Origin of the sequence: Paraburkholderia sp. BL25I1N1, assembly GCF_003002025.1 — a bacterium.
In the GTDB taxonomy this organism is placed as follows: domain Bacteria; phylum Pseudomonadota; class Gammaproteobacteria; order Burkholderiales; family Burkholderiaceae; genus Paraburkholderia.
Genome location: NZ_PVZB01000001.1, coordinates 470,171 through 494,321, shown reverse-complemented (window position 1 = coordinate 494,321; position 24,151 = coordinate 470,171). Strand labels below are relative to the sequence as shown.

Annotated in this window: 22 protein-coding genes and 1 pseudogene; 17 read left to right on the top strand and 6 right to left on the bottom strand. The window is 62.4% G+C overall.

Features of this window, described 5'->3' with window-relative positions; genetic code table 11:
- Positions 1–116: 116 nt before the first annotated feature.
- Positions 117–1,235: a 3-deoxy-7-phosphoheptulonate synthase gene (locus B0G73_RS02205; protein ID WP_106277450.1), complete on the top strand. Its 1,119-nt coding sequence runs from the start codon at positions 117–119 to the stop codon at positions 1,233–1,235.
- Positions 1,236–1,438: 203 nt separating this feature from the next.
- Here B0G73_RS02205 and B0G73_RS02200 read toward each other — a convergent pair whose 3' ends face one another.
- Complete coding sequence (locus tag B0G73_RS02200; protein ID WP_006049832.1) at positions 1,439–1,717, bottom strand: HU family DNA-binding protein; 279 nt, start codon at positions 1,715–1,717, stop codon at positions 1,439–1,441.
- A gap of 350 nt (positions 1,718–2,067) precedes the next feature.
- On the opposite strand from B0G73_RS02200, the gene B0G73_RS02195 reads away from it, so the two are divergent.
- The gene (locus B0G73_RS02195) at positions 2,068–2,451 is read left to right on the top strand and encodes a hypothetical protein (RefSeq protein WP_106277448.1); all 384 of its coding nucleotides are present in this window, start codon (positions 2,068–2,070) and stop codon (positions 2,449–2,451) included.
- A gap of 187 nt (positions 2,452–2,638) precedes the next feature.
- Complete coding sequence (locus B0G73_RS02190; protein ID WP_106277446.1) at positions 2,639–4,612, top strand: bifunctional diguanylate cyclase/phosphodiesterase; 1,974 nt, start codon at positions 2,639–2,641, stop codon at positions 4,610–4,612.
- 117 nt (positions 4,613–4,729) lie between these two features.
- Here the strand turns inward: B0G73_RS02190 and B0G73_RS02185 are convergent, their stop codons facing one another.
- Positions 4,730–5,461, bottom strand: a complete 732-nt coding sequence (locus B0G73_RS02185; RefSeq protein ID WP_106277713.1) for a DUF899 family protein — start codon at positions 5,459–5,461, stop codon at positions 4,730–4,732.
- Positions 5,462–5,696: 235 nt separating this feature from the next.
- On the opposite strand from B0G73_RS02185, the gene B0G73_RS02180 reads away from it, so the two are divergent.
- Positions 5,697–6,635, top strand: coding sequence for a LysR substrate-binding domain-containing protein (locus B0G73_RS02180; protein ID WP_106277444.1), 939 nt, complete (start codon positions 5,697–5,699; stop codon positions 6,633–6,635).
- 108 nt (positions 6,636–6,743) lie between these two features.
- Positions 6,744–7,994: an MFS transporter gene (locus tag B0G73_RS02175; protein WP_106277442.1), complete on the top strand. Its 1,251-nt coding sequence runs from the start codon at positions 6,744–6,746 to the stop codon at positions 7,992–7,994.
- A 157-nt stretch (positions 7,995–8,151) separates the two neighbouring features.
- Here the strand turns inward: B0G73_RS02175 and B0G73_RS02170 are convergent, their stop codons facing one another.
- Positions 8,152–8,757: a peroxidase-related enzyme gene (locus B0G73_RS02170; RefSeq protein ID WP_106277441.1), complete on the bottom strand. Its 606-nt coding sequence runs from the start codon at positions 8,755–8,757 to the stop codon at positions 8,152–8,154.
- A 176-nt stretch (positions 8,758–8,933) separates the two neighbouring features.
- Between B0G73_RS02170 and B0G73_RS02165 the strand changes: the two genes are divergently transcribed.
- The 4 genes from B0G73_RS02165 (at position 8,934) to B0G73_RS02150 (ending at position 12,546) form a co-directional block, all read left to right on the top strand.
- The gene (locus B0G73_RS02165) at positions 8,934–9,350 is read left to right on the top strand and encodes a cupin domain-containing protein (protein WP_106277439.1); all 417 of its coding nucleotides are present in this window, start codon (positions 8,934–8,936) and stop codon (positions 9,348–9,350) included.
- A 336-nt stretch (positions 9,351–9,686) separates the two neighbouring features.
- Positions 9,687–10,706, top strand: a complete 1,020-nt coding sequence (locus B0G73_RS02160; protein WP_106277437.1) for a VTT domain-containing protein — start codon at positions 9,687–9,689, stop codon at positions 10,704–10,706.
- A gap of 113 nt (positions 10,707–10,819) precedes the next feature.
- Positions 10,820–11,353, top strand: a complete 534-nt coding sequence (locus tag B0G73_RS02155) for a MarR family winged helix-turn-helix transcriptional regulator (RefSeq protein ID WP_106277435.1) — start codon at positions 10,820–10,822, stop codon at positions 11,351–11,353.
- On the top strand, positions 11,350–12,546 hold the full coding sequence (locus B0G73_RS02150; protein ID WP_106277433.1) for an MFS transporter: 1,197 nt from the start codon (positions 11,350–11,352) through the stop codon (positions 12,544–12,546). The genes B0G73_RS02155 and B0G73_RS02150 overlap by 4 nt, the downstream gene beginning before the upstream one ends.
- Positions 12,547–12,571: 25 nt before the next feature.
- Here B0G73_RS02150 and B0G73_RS02145 read toward each other — a convergent pair.
- From B0G73_RS02145 to B0G73_RS02135, 3 genes and pseudogenes are all read right to left on the bottom strand, one after another.
- Positions 12,572–12,916, bottom strand: a pseudogene (locus tag B0G73_RS02145) (arginase family protein); the annotation flags it as partial.
- A 10-nt stretch (positions 12,917–12,926) separates the two neighbouring features.
- Positions 12,927–14,420 (bottom strand): aldehyde dehydrogenase, encoded by a 1,494-nt coding sequence (locus B0G73_RS02140; protein WP_106277431.1) that lies wholly within the window; start codon positions 14,418–14,420, stop codon positions 12,927–12,929.
- A gap of 102 nt (positions 14,421–14,522) precedes the next feature.
- Positions 14,523–15,074 (bottom strand): cupin domain-containing protein, encoded by a 552-nt coding sequence (locus tag B0G73_RS02135; RefSeq protein WP_106277429.1) that lies wholly within the window; start codon positions 15,072–15,074, stop codon positions 14,523–14,525.
- A 457-nt stretch (positions 15,075–15,531) separates the two neighbouring features.
- On the opposite strand from B0G73_RS02135, the gene B0G73_RS41045 reads away from it, so the two are divergent.
- The 8 genes from B0G73_RS41045 (at position 15,532) to B0G73_RS02095 (ending at position 24,139) form a co-directional block, all read left to right on the top strand.
- Positions 15,532–15,753 (top strand): hypothetical protein, encoded by a 222-nt coding sequence (locus B0G73_RS41045; RefSeq protein ID WP_370577238.1) that lies wholly within the window; start codon positions 15,532–15,534, stop codon positions 15,751–15,753.
- 302 nt (positions 15,754–16,055) lie between these two features.
- On the top strand, positions 16,056–16,850 hold the full coding sequence (locus tag B0G73_RS02125; RefSeq protein WP_106277427.1) for a gamma-glutamyl-gamma-aminobutyrate hydrolase family protein: 795 nt from the start codon (positions 16,056–16,058) through the stop codon (positions 16,848–16,850).
- Between the two features lie 32 nt (positions 16,851–16,882).
- Entirely contained in the window at positions 16,883–18,217 is a 1,335-nt protein-coding gene (locus tag B0G73_RS02120; RefSeq protein WP_106277425.1) for a glutamine synthetase family protein, read from the top strand.
- A 26-nt stretch (positions 18,218–18,243) separates the two neighbouring features.
- Positions 18,244–19,689, top strand: coding sequence for an aspartate aminotransferase family protein (locus B0G73_RS02115; protein ID WP_106277423.1), 1,446 nt, complete (start codon positions 18,244–18,246; stop codon positions 19,687–19,689).
- A 73-nt stretch (positions 19,690–19,762) separates the two neighbouring features.
- Positions 19,763–20,884: a polyamine ABC transporter substrate-binding protein gene (locus B0G73_RS02110; RefSeq protein WP_106277421.1), complete on the top strand. Its 1,122-nt coding sequence runs from the start codon at positions 19,763–19,765 to the stop codon at positions 20,882–20,884.
- Between the two features lie 212 nt (positions 20,885–21,096).
- Positions 21,097–22,260: an ABC transporter ATP-binding protein gene (locus tag B0G73_RS02105; protein WP_106277419.1), complete on the top strand. Its 1,164-nt coding sequence runs from the start codon at positions 21,097–21,099 to the stop codon at positions 22,258–22,260.
- Complete coding sequence (locus B0G73_RS02100) at positions 22,257–23,231, top strand: ABC transporter permease subunit (RefSeq protein WP_106277417.1); 975 nt, start codon at positions 22,257–22,259, stop codon at positions 23,229–23,231. The genes B0G73_RS02105 and B0G73_RS02100 overlap by 4 nt, the downstream gene beginning before the upstream one ends.
- The gene (locus tag B0G73_RS02095; protein WP_106277415.1) at positions 23,228–24,139 is read left to right on the top strand and encodes an ABC transporter permease subunit; all 912 of its coding nucleotides are present in this window, start codon (positions 23,228–23,230) and stop codon (positions 24,137–24,139) included. Before B0G73_RS02100 ends, B0G73_RS02095 begins: the two co-directional genes overlap by 4 nt.
- Positions 24,140–24,151: the final 12 nt, after the last annotated feature.

Genomic DNA, 24,151 nt, shown 5'->3' with positions numbered 1-24,151 from the left:
CGGCCGCATCGCGCGAGTGTCATAATCCCGGCAGCGAAGACAAGCACGATCGACGCATCCACACACACGCAGTCAGGCGGCAAGGCCGCTTCATCATTAAGGTCCGGGAGAATATTTTGAGCGCCATCGACAATCCTTTGCACGATCAGGAAGTCGGCTCGGCCGACGCCACCCAGGACACCACGCGCATCGACGACGTTCGGATCGGCGCAGTACGTCCACTGATTTCCCCTGCGCTGCTGCAGGATGAGTTGCCGGTGCCGCCCTCTGTGCAAACACTGGTCGAGAAAACCCGCGCGGAAATCGCCGACATTCTGCATGGCCGCGACGACCGGCTCGTGATGATCGTCGGACCGTGTTCGATTCACGACCACGATCAGGCAATCGAATACGCGCACAAACTGAAAGTCGCTGCGGACGCCTACAAAGACGACCTCCTGATCGTGATGCGCGTCTACTTCGAGAAGCCGCGCACCACGGTCGGCTGGAAAGGCTATATCAACGACCCGCGTTTGGACGGCAGCTTCCGCATCAACGAAGGTCTGCGTCTTGCACGGCAACTGCTGCTCGACATCAACGGTCTTGGCTTGTCCACGGCCACCGAGTTCCTCGACCTGTTGAGCCCGCAGTACATTGCCGATCTGATTGCGTGGGGCGCCATCGGCGCGCGCACGACGGAGAGTCAGAGCCATCGTCAGCTGGCGTCGGGTCTGAGTTGCCCGATCGGCTTCAAGAACGGCACGGACGGCGGCGTGCAGATCGCCGCGGACGCGATCGTCGCCGCGCGCGCGAGCCACGCGTTCATGGGCATGACAAAAATGGGCATGGCCGCGATCTTCGAAACGCGCGGCAACGACGACGCGCACGTGATCCTGCGCGGCGGCAAGAATGGGCCGAACTACGACAGCGCGTCGGTGGAAGCCACCTGCATGGCACTCAAATCAGCGGGTTTGCGCGAGCAGGTCATGGTCGACTGTTCGCATGCGAACTCGGGCAAGTCGCATTTGCGTCAGCTGGAGGTGGTGCAGGATCTAGCGCAGCAACTGTCGCAGCGCGAGCGCCGCATCATCGGCGTCATGCTGGAGAGTCATCTGGAGGAAGGCCGTCAGGATCTGAAGCCGGGTGTGCCGTTGCGTCACGGCGTGTCGATCACGGATGCCTGCGTGAGTTGGGCGCAGACCGAGCCGGCGCTCGAAACCCTGGCCGAGGCCACCCGCAAACGTCGCGCGGGCTGAGCGCGCGCTGGGCCGCCAACGCCGCGTCAAGCACGGCCCCCGAGAAAGCCCTTGGGGGAGAGCACAAAAACACACGCGCCGCACCACCCGCCGATCGATCAAACCGACCGGGGTTGGGCAGCGCGTGATTCCTCACGCCCGATACATCGCTCACCGCGCGCCACTTCAGCGCGCATGAATGTTCCGGCGCGAAGCGCGTTGCATTACGACGCGTTGACAGCTTCCTTGAACGCCTTGCCTGCGGTGAACTTCACCGTCTTGGCAGCCGCGATCTGGATCTCGGCACCCGTCGACGGATTGCGGCCCACGCGTGCTGCGCGCGCGCCAGTCGAGAAAGAACCGAAACCGACCAGTTGCACCGTATCGCCACCCACCACGGCTTTGGTCACCGCTTCGACGATCGCGTCGATGGTTTGGCCGGTGGCCGCTTTGCTTTCGCCCGTCGCTGCGGCGACTGCATCAATCAGTTCCTGTTTGTTCATAGCACTTCCCGTATGGTAATCATGGAACCGGCGCCACATCTGTTGCGCCGGGACCGACACACTAACGCATACGCGCGGGTTCGCGCAAACCTTGGGTGTAAGGCTTGTATCACCCGCCCACAGGGAATTTGACGATTTTTTCGGGCAAAGTGCCATAAGAATCGCGCGCTTAGACGATTCGTGGGCTGGATACGGGTTTTCGCGTTATCACAATCCGTTGCAATTTCAGTGCTTTAGCGCGCCGCAAGCCGCCACCGGCGGGCATTTTTACTATCTTATGGTGGTTCGCCAACCCTCGGCATTTGTCCGGCGCGGCGGCACTAAATAAAGAATCCGGGAGGAATAAAAAAATGAAATTTCGCCATATTGCAACATGTGCGCTGCTTGCCGCGACGTCCTGCGCCGCCCTCGCAGCCGACGACAAAAGCTGCGCCACCCTCGTCGGCACGGCAAATTCACCCGCCCCGCAGAGCTTTCAGATACGTGACGGCGAGCCGGTCGACCTCGTCAGCGGCGCCGAAACGGTGCACGGCAAGCTGCTGGTTTTCGGCGACGGCGGCGTGTTCCGCGCCTATTGGCAGCCCGAGAACAGCCAGGAAAAATACGCGCTCGCGAATGCCGGTGTGGATAGCGTGCGGCTCGTTTCGACGCCGCCGCAAGGCACGCGGATGCAAAACGGCCAACCCGGCACGACACTCGCACCGCAACGCGTGCTCTCCTGTCCAGCGCTTTAACACGGCGAACCCGCCATTCCGCCCGTCTCGACGCGGCACAAATGACACATGGAGGCATGCTTTCCGGTCGCACTTACCGTTTATTCGCACAGCGATCGATTTCTGTCTGACACGCCCTCAAGGTCCCACCCGTCCTGCCGATATACAAAGCTGCGTGTGCTGCGCAAACGTTTAAAGAGGACGGGGGATGATTCTGCTAGCCAAATTGAGGGACGCGCTGTCGGTCGCGAAACGCGACCCCGAGCTCATACGTTCGCAGCTCGAAGCATTCAGCCACCAGGTCCCCCTTCTGTATTTCATCCTGCTCGTCAATACGGCGGCCGTCGCCGTCACGCACCTGAGCTGCGCGCCGGCCTGGCTGTCGATCTACTTTCCCGCGGCGCTGTGCACGCTGTGCATTATCCGGTGCATACGCTGGTGGCATCTTCGGCACCGCGTCCTGACTCTCGACAAAGCGGAGCCCGAACTGCGCAAGCTGACCTGGCTTGCCGGCCTCTTCGCCGTCGCATTCAGCGCCTGGTCGCTGTTCCTTTTCCCCTACGGCACCGCGTACGAACAGACGCAGGTCGCGTTCTACATGGCGACCACGCTGGTCGGCTGCGTGTTCTGCCTGATGCACCTGCGCGCGGCTGCGATGCTGCTGCTGTCGATCGTCATCCTAAGCTTTTCGACCTTTCTGGTGTTCACCGGCTATCCGGTCTTCATCGCGATGGCTGTCGACATGACCCTCGTCGGCGTCGCGCTCGCCTTCATCATTCAACTATATTGCCGGACCTTCGCCGACGTGGTGCACGCGCAGCGCGAATTGCAGGCGAGCCAGCAAAAGACGCAGCGCCTGAGCGACGACAACTTCCGGCTCGCGAGCATCGACAGTCTGACGGACCTGCCCAACCGGCGCAGTTTTTTCGCCTCGCTGCGCGCGCTGTCCGAACAGGCGATCGTCACCGGTGGCGGCTTTAATGTCGGACTGATCGATCTCGACGGTTTCAAACAGGTCAACGATATCTACGGCCACGCCAGCGGCGACCTCGTGCTTCAGGAAGTCGGCTCGCGTTTGCTCGCGCTTGCCGAGCCCGGCATTTTCTTCGCACGCCTCGGCGGCGACGAGTTCGGCGTGCTGGCGCAGCACAAACTGACGGACCAGACGCTCGTCGAGCTGGGCGAGCGCATCTGCGAGGCGCTCGGTCAGCCGTATCGGGTCGCCGGCAATGTCGCCGAGTTGTCGGGCACGATCGGCTGGGCCGCGTTTCCCGAGGCCGGCACGACGGTGGCGCAGGTATTCGAACGCGCCGACGCGGCGCTGTACGTCGGCAAGGAAAGCCGGCGCGGCACGCCGGTCATCTTCTCGACTGAACATGAAACGCGCATCCGCCGTTCGAGTCTCGTGACCCAGGAGCTCCGTCATGCAGACCTCGAGTCGGAACTGTTTCTGGAATTTCAGCCGATTTACGACGTGGTCACGCAACGCACCCTCGGCATGGAAGCGCTTGGGCGCTGGCATAACGCGCGGCTCGGCGCGGTCAGGCCGGAAGAATTCATTCGGATTGCCGAGCGTACCGAACTGATTTTGCGCATCACGGAAGTCCTGCTGCACAAAGCACTTGACGAAGCCGCGCGCTGGCCGTGCGAGCTTTATCTGTCGTTCAATCTGTCGGCGATCGATATCTGCACTTCCGCGCGCGCGCGCCGGTTGATCGATATCGTGCTGGCTAGCGGAGTGCCGCCGCATCGCGTGTCGTTCGAAATCACCGAGACTGCCGTGACGCGCGATTTCGAACAGGCCCGCAGTTCGCTCACCATGATCAAGAAAGCCGGCTGCCGCGTATCGCTCGACGACTTCGGCACCGGTTATTCGAGCCTCAGCTACGTGCATCGCCTGCCCTTCGATACGATCAAGATCGACCGCAGCTTCATGACGGACGTGGATACCAACAGCGCGTCGAAGAAGATCGTCAAGTCGGTACTCGACCTGTGCCGCAACCTTGGACTCGAATGCGTGGTTGAGGGACTCGAAACGGCATCGCAAGTCGAGGTCGTCAAGATGCTTGGCGCACGCGCGGCGCAGGGTTATCTGTTCAGCCGCCCGATGCGGGCGAGCGCAATCGCCGCGTATCTGCAGACGGCGCAAGGGCACGACTACGCTGTGCAAGTGCTGCCGTAGTCGACTGCCCGCGTCCTGTCGCCCTGCTCTCTCTCGCCCCGCGCTGCCCGCGCCGCCGAATTTTTTTCTTCCGCGGTGAACGGGCGAGGCGACGCCTGGCCGCCTTCACCGTGGTCGCTAACGCGCCGCGTTCCCGTATTCGAGCTTCGGATACCAATCCGTGCCGCGTCCGCCCGGCGTCATGTCGAGCACGGTCCAGATGGGCATCACGTCGGGCGCGCCGCGTGGATCCTGCCCGGGGTCCGCAGTCGCCGGCCCCATCTCCTCTGCCCAGAAATGCCGCACCGTGCCGCCCGAGCGCGTGAACACGTTGAACGCGGGATTGTCGTCGCCCGCCGGATCTTCCGCCGCGTAATCGCGATTGAAGGTGTTGCCGCCCGACGAATACAGCCGCAGATGCCGCCAGCCGCGCTCCTGCTTGAACGCCACCAGCTTCTCGATCGGCGAGCGCGCGATCACCGCGAACGCGACACGCTGCAGGATGTCGGGCATCTCGCCGTCGTATGCGCTCAGCAGCGAGGTGCACATCGGACACGGCCGGGCGCGCTGCGGGCCGAACATCCAGTTGTAGGTGACGAGCGTGTCATGGTCGCCGAACATTTCCGATAGCGTCACCGGGCCTGCTTCGCCCATGAACAGGTAATCTTCAGGCACCACGCCGCCGGGCGGCAGCGCGCGGCGCTGTTCGGCGACCCGTTCGATATGGCGGCGCAACTCGATCTCCTCGGCGAGCAATTCGTTGCGCGCGCGGCGATAGTCGGCGCTTTCACCGGGAAAGCGGCTCGGTGTGCCGGCCGCCAGTTGCCGGGCCGGCTTGAGCGTTGGTGCGGATGCGTGTACGTCAGTCATCAGCCATCTCCTGTCACTGAACACGGATAAAGGGCGCAAGCCGCGCGCCGCGACCGCGGGCGCGTTCTCGTCCTCCATATAGCCACGACGAACCGTGCGGCGGCAAATCGACAGCATCGGCGAAATTTTTTGCCGCACTGCCTGCGCCCGCCGCACCGGCAACCCAAAGCGCCTGGCAAGGTATCCTTGAGCGCAACAGCACGCGCGCCGGGCGCGCCGTCCATGGGGATGTAACATGCCGCTTCGTCTGCCACCGCTGCCGGCGCTTCGTTTCTTCGAAGCGGCCGGCAGGCATCAGAGTTTCAAACTTGCCGCCGCGGAACTGAACGTCACGCCGAGCGCGATCAGCCACGGCATTGTCGGCCTGGAACAGGCGCTCGGCGTCGAATTGTTCGTGCGCGAGCCGCGCGGCATCTCGCTCACGGCGAGCGGCGCGGACTATCTGTCGTACGTCTCCGAAGCGTTTTCGCTGATCGCCATCGGCACGCAGCGTCTGCCGAACCATCGCGCGGATCGCCCGATCGCACTGAGTTGCGCGCCGACCTTCGCGTCGCGCTGGCTGCTGCCGCGCCTTGCCGGCTTTCGCGCGCGCTGGCCGAACGTAAACGTGAGCGTCGACACCTCGCATCGGCAAGTCGGGTTTCCCGTCGACGGGTTCGACTTCGCGGTCCGCATGAGCCGTGCGCCGGTTGCCGGCACCGCGTGGACGCGGCTGTTCGGCGAGCGCTTCGTGCCCGTATGCAGCGCCGCGTATCTGGCGAATCTGCGCGACGAGCAGGGCAACGCGGACCTGCGTCGCGCGACGCTCATTCATGTGAACGCCGCCAGCGAGGACTGGCAGGCATGGCTCGATGCGACCGGCACCGAAGGCATCGACACCACGGCGGGCCTGCGCGTCGACACGATCCAGCTTGCGTTCGAAGCCGCCGCGATGGGCCTTGGCGTCGCGCTCGGCAGACGGCCGCTGGTGGATCGGGATATCGACAGCGGCGTGCTGGTGCAGGTTCACCCGGCGACGATCGAATCCACCACGGCCTACTGGCTGGTGAGCGCGGAAAACGCGGATCGCCGGCCGGAGCTTGTCGATTTCAAGCGCTGGCTGGTGAGCGAGGCCGAGCACGTCGACGCACGCACCAACGCTGCCGACCAAGCCCTGCAAAGCACCGCCAACTAAACCGCATGTCCGTTCGCACAGGTGAGCCGCGCTCACCTGTCGTCGAAAACTTATCTTTTGCCGCTTCTGCCGCTCGCTGCGACCATGTGTCAAAGGAGATCAGAAACCATGTCCACCGCCAACAGCAGACGCTTCGCCCCCGCCTTCAATCAGACGACGCTCGTGATCCTCGCCGGCGCACTCATTCTGAGCGCCGCGATGGGGATCCGGCAGACCTTTGGCCTCTTCATCGGACCGTTCTCGTTCGACCGCGGCTTGCCGGTCACACTGATCGCCTTCGCGATCGCGCTGCACAATCTCGTGTGGGGATTCGCCCAGCCGTTCGCCGGCGCGGCCGCGGATCGCTACGGCTCGGCGCCGGTGGTGGCGTTCGGGGCGACGACGTTCGCGGCGGGACTCGGCCTCGCGGCCGTGGCGCCCAGCGGCGCCATGTTGATCGTCGGCATGGGACTGCTGGTCGGCATTGGCGTGAGTTGCACGACCTTCGGCGTGGTGCTGCCGGCGGTCGGCCGCATCGCTTCGCCGGAAAAACGCAGCATGGCGATGGGCCTCGTCAGCGCGGGCGGCTCCGCGGGCCAGGTGCTGATGGTCCCGCTCGTACAGGGCATCCGGCTCAGTTCCGGCATCGCGACGTCGCTCTTCGTACTCGCTTTCCTGATGTTGCTGATCGCCCCGCTCGGCATGGTGCTCGACCGCCGCGCGCGGGTCGGCACGCCCGTTCAGGAAGCGCCGGCCGCGCCGCTTCGCAAGGTGCTGGGTCAAGCGGCCGGGCATCGCGGCTACCGGCTGCTGTCGCTCGGTTTCTTCACCTGCGGTTTCCAGCTTGCCTTCATCGCCACGCATCTGCCCGAATATCTGTCGCTGTGCCATATGCCGGTCGGGCTCGGCGCCACCGCGCTCGCGCTGATCGGCCTGTTCAACATGGCGGGCAGTTGGGCGTGCGGCTGGCTGGGCGGCCGCTTCCGGCAGCACTATGTGCTCGGCTGGCTTTACGTGATCCGCAGCGTGACGATCGGCGCTTTCTTTCTACTGCCGAAAAGCCCGGCGTCGGTAGTGATCTTCGCGGCCGTGATGGGCCTGACCTGGCTCGGCACCGTGCCGCTCACGAGCGGACTCGTCGCGAAAGTGTTCGGCACGCGCCACCTCGGCAGCCTGTTCGGGGTCTGCTTTCTGAGCCATCAGATCGGCTCGTTTCTCGGCGCGTGGCTCGGCGGTCTGGTATTCGATCTGACCGGCTCGTATTCGCTGTTGTGGGAAGCGACGGTGGTCGCCGGCCTCGTGGCCGCGCTGCTGCATTTCCCGATCGACGACACCACCGTGAGCACGCCCGCGTTTCGAGCCGAACCGGCGGCTGCGTGAGCGTGCGTGAGCCTGCGTGAGCCTGCGTGAGCCTGCGTGAGCCTGCGTGAGCCTGCGTGAGCCTGCGTGAGCCTGCGTGAGCCTGCGTGCAGGTAGCCGCTGCGGACGCAGCCACCTGCACGCAGTCAAAAAACAGCGGGAAACGCCCTGTGCGCGGCTACTTTTTCGGCGTGTCCGCCGTGGCTTTCGGCACGCGTCCCATCAGATAGAACTCGTCGTTCGGACGCATGGAAATGACGTTGGCCATGCGGTTCGACAAACCGAAAAACGCGGTGATCGCCGCGATATCCCAGATGTCTTCGTCGGAAAAGCCGTGCTCGCGCAGCGTTTGAAAGTCGGCGTCGCCGACCGTGCCGGACGCGCTGCAAACCTTGACCGCGAAGTCGAGCATCGCCTTCTGACGCGGCGTGATATCCGCCTTGCGATGATTGACTGCGACCTGATCGGCCACCAACGGCGCCTTTTCGTAGATGCGCAGAATCGCGCCGTGCGCGATCACGCAATACAGGCACTGGTTGATCGCGCTGGTGGCGACCACGATCATCTCGCGCTCGCCTTTGCTGAGGCCGCCCTCTTTCAGCATCAACGCGTCGTGATAGGCGAAGAACGCGCGGAACTCGTCGGGACGGTGCGCCAGCGTCAGAAACACGTTCGGCACGAAGCCGGCTTTTTCCTGCACTTCGAGAATCCGCGCGCGAATGTCGTCCGGCCATGCATCCGGCTTGGGCACGGGGTAGCGGCTGATCGGTTGAGGCTTGGCCATGCTGTGTCTCCGTCGTATCTGTTTGGGTATGACGACGATTCTAGCAAGCCGCACGGCCGCAGCATGCGCTCGACAAGGTCCGATATCGGCGCGCATATCGTCTAGACTTTGCACTCAAGGGAGCATGAGCCGCACCGCGACGACCGGCGCCGGCCGGATTTCTGCAGGAGCAGACCATGTCAGACGTTTCGCACGACGCGCGAGCGCCCGTCGTCAAGGTTCGACCCGACCGGGAAATGGCGACGACCCAGCGGTTGCCTTACTTTGTCGGCATCTCCACCGGCACGGCGGGCAGCACGGGTTTGTCGATGTACATGGTCGTGGTACCGCCGGGCGGCCATGCCGAGCCGCATTTCCACGCCGACTACGAAACCGCGATCTACCAGCTCGAGGGCAAGATCGAGACGCGCTATGGGCCCGGCTTGCGCGAGTCCGTCATCACCGAACCGGGCGATTTCCTGTTTATTCCGCCTGGCGTGCCGCATCAGCCGTTCAACCTGGACGCCAATCACGCGGCGCGCGCCATCGTGGCGCGCAATCATGCGAATGAGGACGAACGTGTCGTGCCGTACGATCCCGCCACTGAAGCGTGAATCGGCTTTGGGCACGAAATCCAGTAAGTGAGGGGCGGCGCGGCCGGCCGACCACTTAATAACGGCCGACTGCATCAGGCTCGCCGCTGATCTTTGCCGCGCGCATTCTCCTCCTCGCCATCCTGCTTCAATCAAGCCCGCGTTCAGCCTTCTCCGCAGCGCCGTTTTGCCACCTGTGCTTAAATCCGCCTTTCATGTCTTTTTTACGGGGCGGCCGCGTGCCGACGCGGCGTGGCTCGCGGTCGTGCGGGAACGGAACATGCGCAGCCTGTTCGCCATGCGCCGCCCTGGCGCGCACGTTGCAAATCTTTTCAGTGCATTCTCAGGAGCGCGGTTGTGTGGCATTTTCCGGTTGCTATTCCACCCTCGCTGGGCGTATGGGCCGTGTTCATGAGCGTGCTCATCACGCAACTCGGCGTGCCGATTCCGGCCGCGCCGATGCTGATTCTCGGTGGAACCATGGCCGCCATGGGGCAAACCTCGTATGCGAGCGTCGTGTGCGCCGCGGTCGCCGCCACGCTGATCGCCGACTCGCTATGGTTTTTCACCGGACGGGCCTATGGCCGACGTCTGCTGAACTATCTCGTACGCTTCTCTCTCTCGCTCGACACCACGACGCGAATCGCGCGCAATGCGTACGAACGGTACGGCGCGCCGATTCTCACCGTAGCGAAGTTCCTGCCCGGCCTCGGCCTGATCTCCGCGCCGCTGCTTGGCACGACAGCCATCAATTTCGGCGTGTTTCTGCTGTGGGATTTTGTCGGCACGACGCTGTGGGCAAGCGTATGGGTGATCGGCGGCGCCGCGCTGCATGGCCAGATCGTGCAACTGATGCTGCTCGTGCGCCACAACGGCGGCACGATTTTCGACGCGTTCGCCGCGATCTTCGCGGCCGTGCTGCTGTATCGCTGCGTGCGCCGCTGGCAGTTTCGCCGCTGGCTCGCGCATACGCGTATTTCACCTGATCAGCTCGACGAGATGATGAAGTCGAACGAGCCGCCGCTGATCTTCGACGCGCGGCCACGCAGCGTGCGCGCAAAGGAATCGCACCGGATTGCCGGCGCACGGCCGCTGGATCTCGATTCGCCCGAGCCGATCGACCCCGAGCTGCTGAAGCGGCCAATTGTCGTCTATTGCGTGTGTCCGAACGAAGCGACGGCGAAGCGAATCGTCGAACAGTTGCATCGCAAGAATATCCACCATATCCGCGCGCTCAAGGGCGGCCTCGATGCGTGGCAGAAACGCGGTTATCCGGTCGAACCGTTGCCGGCCGATTTCCACACCGCGAAGGCCCACATGATCGAGGACGAGGGCGAAGAAGGCGAATACACGGTACGGGCGCGGCTGGCGAAATAACGCTCCACGCGCGCCTCACCTATCGCCCGCATTGCCGTCCAAATTCCGCTTGCGCTTCACCTTCAATGTGTGCAACATGCATATATGCACGTTGCACACATTGAGGCATCCCCATGACGCAGCGCACAGAAAATCTGCTCGGCGTGCTCGCCCTGCTGGTCACGGACGAAATGAACGCGCAACCCACCGTGGACGCGCTCGCCGGCCCCACCGCCCGCGCCATGCTCAATGCGGTCGGCCAATACCCCGATTCATCCATTGAAGTGCTGCGCGAGGCGGTCGATCTGTCGCATCCGGCCGCCGTGCGCGCCGTGGCGGGATTGGTCGAGGCGGGGCTCGTCGAGAAAAAATCGGGCGCCGATAAACGGGCTGTCGCACTTGCATTGACCACAGCCGGGAAACGTGAGGCCAGGCGTCTGCAAATGGCGCGCGACAGGATGCTGCAACGCATAGTCGGTCGGCTCGAAGACAGCGAGCGCGAGGTGCTGGAGAGCCTGCTGATCAAGATCTTGTGGAACGAGACTCGCGACCCCGCGCACGCCATGCAACTGTGCCGCCTGTGTGACGACGGTCCGTGCCTGAAAGCCGGCTGTCCGGTCGAATGCCGCGAGCAGGGGCTGCCCATGCCCGCGCGGAGCAGCCCATGAAATGCGCCGCACCGGTGCGCTGGCGGGCAATCGCGGCGTTGACCGCGGTGTCGGCGCTCTCGCAGGTCGGCCAGTTCGGCATCGGCTTTATGGTGCTGCCGGTGTGGCTCGCCCATCGCGGCCTGGATGCGCCACGCGCCGGCCTCTTTTCCGCCGCGCAATGGACCGGCATGCTAGCCGGCTTGCTGATCGCGCCGTGGCTGATGGCCCGCATCGGCGCGAAACGCACGGTGTCGCTAGGTCTGTTGGCCACGCTGGTGGCCTTCGTCATCATGGGTACGTTGTCGTGGCCGCTGTGGCTCGTACCCGGTCTGCTGACGGGGTTCGGCATCGGCTTGCGATGGATCGCCAATGAAACATGGCTCTACAGTCTGGTCCCCGCTGAGTCGAGCGGACGCGTGGTGGGCGTACACGAAGCGTTGATCGCCACGGCCGGCGTCATCGGGCCTGCAATCGCGGTGTGGTGCGATGTCGATGGACGCATCACGTTCGCGGCCGGCGCGGCCTTCACGTTGGCAGCGGCGCTGCCGCTTTGGCTGACCGCATCCGACGAGAACGCGCCAGCTTTGCAAGCAGCGCCGCTTGCGCGAAGAAAGAGCGTTCAACGACGCCTGGTCCTCGGTCCGCTGGTGAGCCTCGGCATGGTGGTCATCGCGGCAGGCGGCATCGGCGACGGCGCGCTTTACGGCCTCTTCCCGCTATTCGCCGACGCGCACGGCCTCAACGCCACGCAAACCGCCACGCTGCTGACGCTGTTCGGGGTCGGCGGCATGGCATTGCAATTTCCGGTTGGCTGGCTGGCCGATCGCGCGGGGCTCGCGGCCACGGTGATCGTGTGCGCCGCGCTCAGCACACTGGCCATCTGCGGCTTCGCGCTGGCCGCCCCCGCGTCGTGGCTCGCGGCGGCGAGCGCGCTGCTGCTCGGCGGCATGAACAGTTCGTTCATTACACTCGGCATGTACGCGGCGGCTTGCAGCGACAAGGCCGCGCTCGCGCGCAACATGCGGCTGTTGTCGCTCACCTTCACCGCGAGTTCGATCGTGGGGCCGCTCATCGCGGGTTTTGCAATGAATGCACGTGGCAGCGATATGCTGATGTGGCAACTCGCGCTGATGAGCGGCGCGCTGGTGATCTACACGGTGGGTCTGCGTGAAGGCCGGCGCCAGCCCGAACAGTCGTCGTCGATGGGCTGAGCCGGTTCACCTCGATCGAGCGCGCCTAAGCCTCGCGTCCCGCAACCTTGCGCTGCCGCCACAGACAGAGCAGGTCACACGCGATATGCGCCGCAGCGATCGCAGTGATCTCGCTTTGGTCGTAAGCCGGTGCGACTTCCACGACGTCCGCGCCCACCAGATTCAACGCACCGAGCGAGCGTACGATCGCGAGCCCCTGCGCCGACGACAAACCGCCCGCCACCGGCGTCCCAGTACCCGGAGCGAAAGCCGGATCGAGACAGTCGATATCGAACGTCAAATACGCGGGACATGCACCCACAATCGACGTAATCCGCTCCACCGCCGCTCGCGTGCCATGCTCGTGCACCCAGGCGGCGTCGAGAATATTCGCGAATCCTTTAGCGCAGCCGCACGAGCGTGGACTTTAGCTCGGTGTATTTTTCCAAAGCATGCAGCGACTTGTCGCGGCCATTGCCCGATTGCTTGTAGCCGCCGAACGGGAAGTTCATGTCGCCGCCTTCATCGTAGCAATTGACCCATACCGTGCCGGCCCTAAGTTGACGCGACACCTCGTGCGCGGTGGTCAGGTTCGAGGTCCAGACCGCGGCGGCGAGACCATACTCGCTGTCGTTAGCGATCCTGATCGCCTCATCCAGCGTGTCGAACGTGATCACCGACAACACCGGCCCGAAGATTTCCTCCCGCGCGACTTTCGCGCCGGAAGCCGGAATCTCGAAGATGGTCGGCTCGATATAGAAGCCGCCGGTGTCCTCTCTCACGCGCGCGCCGCCGAGCAGCAGCTTCGCCTCAGCGCGGCCTGCCTCGATATAGCCAAGCACGCGTTCGAGTTGAACCTTGTCGACAATCGCGCCCATCGACGTGTTCGGGTCGAGCGGATTGCCTGGCGTATAGCTGCGCGCCGCGGCGATCAGTTTGTCGAGGAATGTATCCTTGATGTCGCGATGCACGAGCAGGCGCGAACCTGCGGTACACATTTCACCCATGTTGTAGAAGATCGCACCCGCTGCCGCGTTCGCCGCGCGGTCCATATCCGGGCAATCCGGCATCACGATGTTCGGCGACTTGCCGCCGAGTTCGAGCCACACGCGTTTCAGGTTCGATTGCCCGGCGTACTGCATGATCAGCTTGCCGACGTTGGTCGAGCCGGTGAAGGCGAGGCAGTCCACGTCGTGATGCAGCGCCAGCAGCTTGCCCGGCTCGCCCGCGCCCGGCACGACGTTGAACACACCGGCGGGAATGCCGGCGTCGAGTGCGAGTTGCGCGAGGCGGATCGCGGTGAGCGGCGACTTCTCCGAGGGTTTGAGCACCACGCTATTGCCCGCCGCCAACGCCGGGCCGAATTTCCACGACGCCATCAGGATCGGGAAATTCCACGGCACCACGGCGGCCACCACGCCGATCGGCTCGCGCGTAACGAGGCCGACCAGATGATGATCGGCCGGCGCGACTTCGCCGCCGATTTTGTCGATGGCTTCAGCGAACCATTCGACGCAATACGCCGCGCCCGGCACGTCGACGCTGGTGGTGTCGGCGATCGGCTTGCCGGCGTCGAGCGTTTCGAGCAGCGCGAGTTCGTCCATGTGCTCGCGAATCGACGCGGCCCAGTGCAGCAGCACCGCCTTGCGTCGACGCGGATTGAGGCCCGACCATACGCCGGAGTCGAAGGCGCGGCGCGCGGCCGCAACGGCGGCATCGACGTCGGCCGCGCCGCTGTCGGCGACCTTGGCGAGCAGCTTGCCGTCGATCGGGCTCAGGCAGTCGAACGTGCGGCCGCCTTCAGCATCACGGTATTCGCCGTCGATAAACGCGCGGCCTTCGATCGATAGCGTAGCGGCCTTGTCTTGCCAGAAAGCGAGAGATTTCTTGTCCATCAGGATGCCTCAATGTTATGCGCTCGACGCAAACCTGCACCGACCTCATGCGGCACCGAACTGCGGCAGTGAGGTGAGTCGAGGCGCGTTGGCGCGGAGTCTTCAGAAAGTGGGCGGCGAATTGGCCGACACGATCTCGCAGAGATGCTCCGCGCTGGGATTGCGAAAACGGTGCGGAAGACGGCTTTCGAAGTAGTAGCTGTCACCGGGGTCGAGCAGCCACGTGGTGCCGTCCACCGTGAGTTCGATCTGACCGCTGACCACCACCCCGCCCTCGTGCCCTTCGTGCTCCAGCATTTCCGGCCCCGTGTCCGACAACGGCTGATAGACCTCGCGCAGAATGCCCATGTTGCGATCTTTCACGCTCGAACCCGCGAGATAGAACTCGATCGACTCATTGCCGAGGTTTGGCATGTCGGCACGGCGCGACACCACCGAACGTTCTACTTCCACTTCGAAGGTGAAGAATTCGGCGAGGCTCATGGGTATGCATTCGAGCAGCTTCTTCAGCGAGCCGACCGAGGGGCTCACGCGATTCTGTTCGATCAGCGAGATCGTGCCGTTCGTCACTCCCGCCCGTTTCGCCAGTTCACGCTGGGACAAGCCGTTCTTCTTGCGGATGTATTGCAGACGGGTCGCTACTTCTATGGACATCGTTAGGTTCTCTGACATTGAAGACAATCGGGGCGCCAAGTGACCAGATGAATGAAACACAAGACTCGGGCAACGCGCTGCTCGCGAGTGTTGAATATTCTAATCACTTTGATCGTTGCGCCTTTGGGGAAAACCCTGAAAGGATTCCGAAATATGAATAGCGCAAATGAATGGCGCAATGAACGTTCCCATCGGCCGCGATTCTAGCCGCACCCTCGGGAAAGCCCTGATAAATGTTTTCTCAAAAAGGGTTTGACGGCTTTATTGGCTCGTATATGCTGGTTCCCAGGCGATCGTCATACCGACGTCATGAGACACCGAACGGTGTTTCGCGGCGCAGCGAATTCGGTTCGCATCGGTGCAAGGCGATCATCCCAGCGTCCTGTTTCTTTAAACGCCCCGTGCGGGTTTCGAGCAGGCCGTTCAATACTTTCAACGTCGCCAGTCGAGTGTAATCGTGAGAGTCCGAGGCCCTTTGGTGAGATGGAATCGTAGTCAGGCGAGTTGTCCTCGCGCTGACGGCGCCATCGCCGACGGCAGCAGCGGCAGCCTTGCGTTCCGCCGCTTTCTGTCCGTCTTCACGATCCTGTCCCGCCGTTCAGTTCGACGTCACAACTCTATCTCCGCGCGCGCCTTCATTGCCGTGCGTACGGACGAAGTCGCCTCGCTGCTGCCATAGCGCCTCCCCCTTTTCGCCGTTCGATTCATCCGTTTGCGTGAGCGCGCTCTTTCGAGCCGTGCGTTTGTGCATGTGCGGTGCCGTCTGCCGTCTGTGCATTTCACACCTGCCGGATCAGTTGCGCACCGCAGCGGATCGAATCGAACGGCCCATCTGACTGTCACGCGCGGCGCGTTTTCCTGGCGACGACCGCCCGCACTACCCGGTGGCCTTGCGCCTTGCGCACGGCTGCGGAATTGTGCCGCGCTGTGTTTAACGTTGTTCATGCCGCGTCCCGCGGGGAACACACACGTCTATTCGTTATGCGAAAGAAACCCCTGGTCGGCATCAGCGCTGACAGAACGATGATGGGAGTCCACCCGTCGCACGTGGTCGGCGAGAAATACATCGCCGCGATCGTGGACGGTTCACAGGCGCTGGCCATGCTGCTGCCCGCGCTCGGCGAGCGTCAGTCCGTTGAAGACGTGCTGGCGACAGTCGACGGCCTGCTGTTTACAGGCAGCTACTCGAACGTGGAGCCGCACCGCTACGGCGGCCAGCCCAGCACGCCGGGCACGCTGCACGACGCCGCACGCGATGCGACGACGCTGCCGCTGATGCGCGCGGCAATCGCCGCCGGTGTGCCGGTGCTGGCGGTCTGCCGGGGCTTCCAGGAAATGAACGTGGTTTTCGGTGGGACGTTGCATCAAAGCGTTCACGCGGTGGACGGTCTGAACGACCATCGCGAGAACAAGGAAGACGACCTCGACGTGCAATACGCACCGTCGCATTCGATCACGCTGACGCAGGGCGGCTTGTTGCAGCGCCTCGCGGGCGGCACGAATGAAGCGCGTGTGAATTCATTGCACGGCCAGGGCGTCGAGCGGCTGGGCGTGGGCCTCACGGCCGAAGCCACCGCGCCGGATGGTCTGATCGAAGCGGTGAGCGTGAACGATGCGCGCGCCTTCGCGCTGGGTGTGCAGTGGCACCCGGAGTGGAAGCATGCCAGCGACGCACTGTCCACCGCGATCTTTCGGGCATTCGGCGACGCCTGCCGCGATCGAATGCGCACCAAGGCCGGCTATGGCGCGGCATCCGCCGCTGCCACGCATGCCTGAGCCGGTCGCGCACCAAAACAGAGAGAATAGACATGCATGACATCGACGATTTTCTGAAGAAGAACCGTGTCACCGAAATCGAAGCGATCATTCCGGATATGGCCGGGATCGCGCGCGGCAAGATCATTCCGCGCAGCAAGTTCGAATCCGGCGAGTCCATGCGCTTGCCGCAGGCGGTGATGATCCAGACCGTCACAGGAGACTATCCGGAAGACGGCACGCTCACCGGCGTGACCGATCCGGACATGGTGTGCGTGCCCGACGCCAGCACCATCCGCATGATTCCGTGGGCCGTCGATCCGACCGCTCAGGTGATCCACGATTGCGTTCACTTCGACGGCACGCCCGTCGCGATCTCGCCGCGCCGTGTGCTGCGCCGCGTGCTCGAACTCTATAAGGCCAAAGGCTGGAAACCGGTTATCGCGCCCGAACTCGAGTTCTATCTGGTCGATATGAACAAGGATCCGGACCTTCCGCTGCAACCGCCCATCGGCCGTACGGGCCGTCCGGAAACCGGCCGTCAGGCTTACTCGATCGAAGCGGTCAACGAATTCGATCCGCTCTTCGAAGATATCTACGAGTACTGCGAGGTGCAGGAACTCGAAGTCGACACGCTGATTCACGAAGTCGGCGCCGCGCAGATGGAAATCAACTTCATGCACGGCGATCCGCTCAAGCTCGCCGACAGCGTCTTTCTCTTCAAGCGCACGGTGCGCGAAGCCGCGCTGCGCCACAAGATGTACGCGACCTTCATGGCCAAGCCGATGGAAGGCGAACCGGGCTCGGCCATGCACATGCATCAAAGCCTCGTGGACGAAGAAACCGGTCACAACCTGTTCACCGGCCCGGACGGCAAACCCACTTCTTTGTTTACGGGTTATATCGCCGGTTTGCAGAAGTACACGCCCGCATTAATGCCGATCTTCGCGCCGTATATCAACTCGTATCGTCGCCTGTCGCGTTTCATGGCCGCGCCGATCAATGTGGCGTGGGGTTACGACAATCGCACGGTGGGCTTCCGGATTCCGCATTCGGGGCCGGCTGCACGCCGCATCGAAAACCGTATTCCGGGCGTGGACTGCAATCCGTATCTCGCGATTGCCGCGACACTCGCCGCCGGCTATCTAGGCATGACGCAGAAGCTCGAAGCCACCGAGCCGCTGCTCAGCGACGGTTACGAATTGCCGTACCAGTTGCCGCGCAATCTCGAAGAGGGTTTGACGTTGATGGGCGCATGCGAGCCGATCGCCGAAGTACTCGGCGAGAAATTCGTCAAAGCCTACCTCGCCTTGAAAGAGACCGAATACGAAGCGTTCTTCCGCGTGATCAGTTCGTGGGAACGCCGGCATTTGCTGCTGCACGTGTAAGGCAAACGCAAAAAATTGGAGGCAGTATGAGCTACAGAACAGAAGAAGTCGCTTACGTGCAACCGGCTCAGCCGGCCGCAAGCGCGCAGGCAGCACAAGCTGCGCAACAACGCAGCACGGCCGAATATCGCGCACTGGACGCCGCTCACCACATCCATCCGTTTTCGGATATGGGCTCGCTCAACCGCAGCGGCAGCCGCGTGATCGTGAAGGCGCAAGGCGTGTATCTGTGGGATTCGGAAGGCAACAAGGTAATCGACGGCATGGCCGGCCTGTGGTGCGTGAACGTCGGTTATGGCCGCAAGGAACTGGCCGATGCCGCGTACAGGCAGATGCAGGAACTGCCCTACTACAATACTTTCTTCAAGACGACGCACCCGCCGGTGATCGAACTGTCGGCTCTGCTCGCGGAGCTGGCGCCGGAACCGTTCAATCACTTTTTCTATTGCAACAGCGGTTCGGAAGGCAATGACACGGTGCTGCGTATCGTCCATCAATATTGGGCGACGCAAGGCAAGCATGCGAAGAAGTTCGTGATCTCGCGCAAGAACGGCTATCACGGTTCGACGATCGCGGGCGGCACGCTCGGCGGCATGGGTTACATGCATGAACAGATGCCCTCGAAAGTCGAGAACATCGTGCATATCGACCAACCGTATTTCTTCGGCGAAGCGGAAGGCAACCTGACGCCGGAAGAATTCGCGCTGGCCCGTGCGCAGCAACTGGAAGCGAAGATTCTCGAAATCGGCGCGGACAACGTTGCCGCGTTCATCGGTGAGCCTTTCCAGGGAGCGGGCGGCGTGATCTTCCCGGCTTCGACGTATTGGCCGGAAATTCAGCGCATTTGCCGCAAGTACGACATTTTGCTCGTCGCGGACGAAGTGATCGGCGGTTTCGGCCGCACCGGCGAATGGTTCGCGCATCAGCACTTCGGTTTCGAGCCAGATCTGATCACGCTGGCCAAAGGTCTGACGAGCGGCTACGTGCCGATGGGCGCGGTCGGTCTGCACAGCCGCGTGGCGAAGGCGATCATCGAAAACGGCGATTTCAATCACGGTCTCACGTATTCGGGCCACCCGGTTGCCGCCGCCGTTGCCGTCGCCAACCTCAAGTTACTGCGCGACGAGAAGATCGTCGATCGCGTGAAGAACGACACCGGTCCGTATTTCCAGAAACAATTGCGCGAGACCTTCGCCAATCATCCGATCGTCGGCGAAATCTCCGGTGCGGGTCTGGTGGCCGGCCTGCAACTCGCGCAAGAGCCGAAAGCACGCAAGCGTTTCGCCAATGGCGGCGACGTGGGCACGATCTGCCGCGACTTCTGCTTCAACAGCAACCTCATCATGCGCGCCACCGGTGACCGCATGCTGCTGTCGCCGCCGCTCGTGATCAATAAGCTGGAAATCGACGAAATCGTTTCGAAGGCGAAAAAAGCCATCGATGCGACAGCACAACAACTCGGCATTTCGTAACGGCAGTCCGCTCCGGCATGAGCACACCCACAACTTACGCTCATGCCGGTTCTTCACATCAAGGGAAAAAACCATGAGCGTTAGTCATCTTCGTCATGCGGTCGCGGGGGCCGCGCTTCTCGCCTTCACCGGTTTTGCGGCGCTGTCGGTTACGCCGGCCCTTGCGGCCGACACGGAACTGAATGTGTATAACTGGTCGGACTACATCGCGAAGGACACGATTCCGAACTTCGAGAAGCAGGACGGCATCAAGGTCAAATACGACAACTACGATAGCGACGACACCTTGCAGGCCAAACTGCTCGCCGGCAGTTCGGGTTACGACATCGTGGTGCCGACTTCGAACTACATGGCCAAGCAGATTCAGGCCGGCGTATACCAGAAGCTCGACAAATCGAAGCTGCCGAACCTCGCGAATCTCGACCCCGTATTGATGAAGATGATTGCCGACGCCGACCCGGGCAACCAGTACGGTGTGCCTTGGGCATACGGCACGGATGGCATCGGCTACAACGTGCAGGCCGTACAGAAAGCGCTCGGCGCCAATGCACCGGTGGATAGCTGGGCACTGATTTTCGATCCGGCCAATCTCTCCAAGCTGAAAAGCTGCGGCGTGTCCATCCTCGATCAAGCCGTCGACGTCTTCGCCGCCACGCTGCAATACATGCACAAGGACCCGAACAGCACGAACCCCGCCGACTATCAGGCCGCATTCGAAGTGCTGAAAAAGATCCGCCCGTATATCACCCAATTCAATTCGTCCGGCTATATCAACGACCTCGCCAATAACGACGTGTGCGTGGTCCTGGGCTGGTCGGGCGACGTCGGCATTGCCAGCCGCCGCACCGAAGAAGCCAAGCGCTCGTATCAGATCAAGTTCTCGAACGTCAAGGAAGGCGGCCTCTTGTGGTTCGACGTGATGGTGATCCCGAAAGACGCGCCGCATCCGGAAGCCGCGTTGAAATGGATCAACTACATCTCGGACCCGAAGGTCAACGCCGCGATCACCAACGAAGTGTTCTACCCGACCGCGAACAAGGCCGCGCGCCAGTTCGTGACGCCGGCGGTCGCACAGGACAAGACCGTTTATCCGGGCGATGAAGTGTTGAGCAAAATGACGCTCATGAAGCCGATGCCGACCGACATTCTGCGCCTTGAAAACCGTCTTTGGGCGCAGCTTAAAACCGGTCATTAACCTGGCCACATTAATTAATCGATCCCGCGCTCAGGGATCGCTCGAACCCTGAGCGCATGAATAGCCGTAACGGTAGTCAGCCTGCGCGTTTGTTTTAACAGTCCCACCCGCGCGCAGTCCCATGTTTTCCGATCGCAGCGCACGTTGCGAGACGCTTCCCGCGCCTCGTATGGAGACACTTGCGCCCGCGATCCGCAAGGAATGGTTACATCATGAACTCGACGACCTCAAAAAGCGCAGCCGGCGCCACCCAGATGGCCCGCCCCGCAGTGACGACAAAATCGAAATCGGACGAATTCGTTCGCATTGAAAATGTCGTGAAGAAATTCGGCGACAGCACCGCTGTCGACAACGTCAACCTGAGCATCGCCAAGAACGAGTTGTTCGCGCTGCTCGGCAGCTCAGGCTGCGGCAAGTCCACGCTCCTGCGCATGCTCGCGGGGCTCGAGACGGTGACCTCCGGGCGTATTTTCGTCGACGGCGAAGACCTCGCCGCGATGCCGCCGTACAAGCGGCCGGTCAACATGATGTTCCAGTCGTATGCGTTGTTTCCGCACATGAGCGTGGAGGCGAACATCGCTTTCGGCCTGAAGCAGGAAGGCACGCCGAAGAACGAGATCAAGGAACGCGTCGCCGATGCGCTCCATCTCGTGCAGATGAGCAAATACGCGCAGCGCAAGCCGCATCAACTATCGGGCGGCCAGCAGCAGCGTGTCGCGCTCGCCCGCTCGCTCGTGAAGCGCCCCAAGCTGCTGCTGCTCGACGAGCCGATGTCGGCGCTCGATAAAAAGATCCGCCAGAAGACCCAGCTCGAACTGGTGAACATCATCGAGAAAGTCGACGTGACCTGCGTGATGGTTACACACGATCAGGAAGAAGCAATGACGATGGCCGGACGCCTCGCCGTGATGAGCGAAGGCCGCATCGTGCAGATCGGTTCGCCGAGCCAGGTGTACGAGTTTCCGAATAGCCGCTTCTCCGCCGAGTTCATCGGCTCGACCAATCTGTTCGAAGGCACGGTGGTCGCGGATGAACCGGACCATATCTTTGTGGAAAGCGAAGAACTCGAATCACGCATTTACGTGAGCCACGGTATTACCGGACCGCTTGGTATGCCGGTAGGCATCTCGGTGCGTCCTGAGCGCATCAAGGTCTCCCTCGATAAACCGGGCACGCCGCACAACTGGGCGCGCGGCGTGGTCTCCGATGTGGCCTACATGGGCAGCTATTCGCTCTATCACGTGCGTCTGCCGAGCGGCAAGACCGTCGTGTCGAATCTCTCCAGCTCGCATCTGATGGCCGAAGGTGCGCCTTCCTATAACGACGACGTGTTCGTCTACTGGTCGCCGGCTAGCGGCGTGGTGCTGACGCAATGAGCAATCCCACTATCTCCTCCCCCGCGGCGCTCGGCGCGCCGTCCGGCAGCCGCCTGTTCGGCTCGCTGAAAAAACGCCTGTCGATGTTCGTGCCGTCGGGCCGCTCGACCGTGATCGGCGTGCCGTTTCTCTGGCTCACGGTGTTCTTCGCGTTGCCGTTCGTGCTGGTGCTGAAGATCAGTTTCGCCGATCTGCGTCTGGGCATTCCGCCGTACACGGATCTCGTCACAGTCAAGGACGGCATGGTGCATTTCGCCATGCAGCTCAGCCACTATGCGTTTCTGCTGCAGGACGATCTGTACGTCGCCACATATATCAGCTCGCTGAAGATGGCCGCGGTCTCGACCTTCTTCTGCCTGCTGATCGGCTATCCGATTGCGTACTACATCGCCCGCTCGGAACCGACGAAACGCAACCTGTTGATGATGGGCGTGATGCTGCCGTTCTGGACGTCATTCCTGATCCGCGTCTACGCATGGATTGGCATTCTGAAAGACGACGGTCTGCTCAATCACACGCTGATGGCGATCGGCATGATTCATTCGCCGTTGCGCCTCTACCACACGGATATTGGCGTCTATATCGGCATGGTCTATTCGTACCTGCCCTTCATGGTGATGCCGTTGTATGCGCACCTCGTGAAGATGGATCTGACGCTGCTCGAAGCGGCCTACGACCTCGGCTGCAAACCGTGGACCGCTTTCACGCGCATTACGTTGCCGCTGTCTAAGAACGGCATCATCGCCGGCAGTCTGCTCGTGTTCATTCCGGCGGTCGGCGAATACGTGATTCCGGAACTGCTCGGCGGCGCCGACACGCTGATGATCGGCCGCGTGATGTGGGATGAATTCTTCAACGATATGGACTGGCCGATGGCATCCGCCGTCACCGTCGCAATGGTGCTACTGCTGCTCGTGCCAATGGCCGTGTTCCAGTACTACCAGGTCAAGGAACTGGAGGGCGCGAAATGATCAAGCCTAATAAGACGCTTTCCAACAGCGTGCTGACGTTCGGATTTCTGTTTCTCTACATTCCGATCATCAGCCTGATTGTGTATTCGTTCAACGAGTCGAAGCTCGTCACGGTGTGGTCCGGATTCTCGCTCAAATGGTATGGCGCGCTGTTGCAAGACGGCGAGTTGCTGAACGCGGCGTGGCTCTCGCTGAAGATCGGTCTGCTGACCGCGTGCGCCTCGGTCGTGATCGGCACGTGGGCCGGCTTCGTGCTCGCGCGCTTTGGGCGCTTTCGCGGCTTCACGCTGTTCGCCGGCATGATCAACGCGCCGCTCGTGATCCCCGAAGTGATTCAGGGCATCTCGCTGCTGCTGTTGTTCGTCGCGCTTGAACAGATGCTCGGCTGGCCGAAGGGCCGCGGTCTCTTCACGATCTGGATCGGCCACGTGATGCTGTGCGTGTCGTACGTGGCGATCATCGTGCAATCGCGTGTCAAAGAGCTCAACAAGTCGCTCGAAGAAGCCGCGCTCGACCTCGGCGCCACGCCGTTCAAGGTGTTTTTCCTGATCACCCTGCCGCTGATCTCGCAGGCGCTGATGTCGGGCTGGCTGCTGTCGTTCACGCTGTCTTTCGACGACCTCGTGCTCTCCGCATTCCTGTCCGGTCCCGGTTCGACCACGCTGCCGCTCGTGGTGTTCTCGCGGGTACGTCTCGGCCTGAATCCGGAAATGAACGCGCTCGCCACGATCTTCATCACCACGGTGACGATCGGCGTGATTGCCGTGAACCGCTGGATGCAATTGCGCGAACGCAAGCGCAATCGCGACATGCAGATGGCTTTCGCCCTCGCTGAAGCCGCCGACCCCTTGCCCGCCGCACCACAACAAGCCGCCGTACGAAAGTCGCTCGATACGGCGCGCGCATAAGAAGTCCATTCG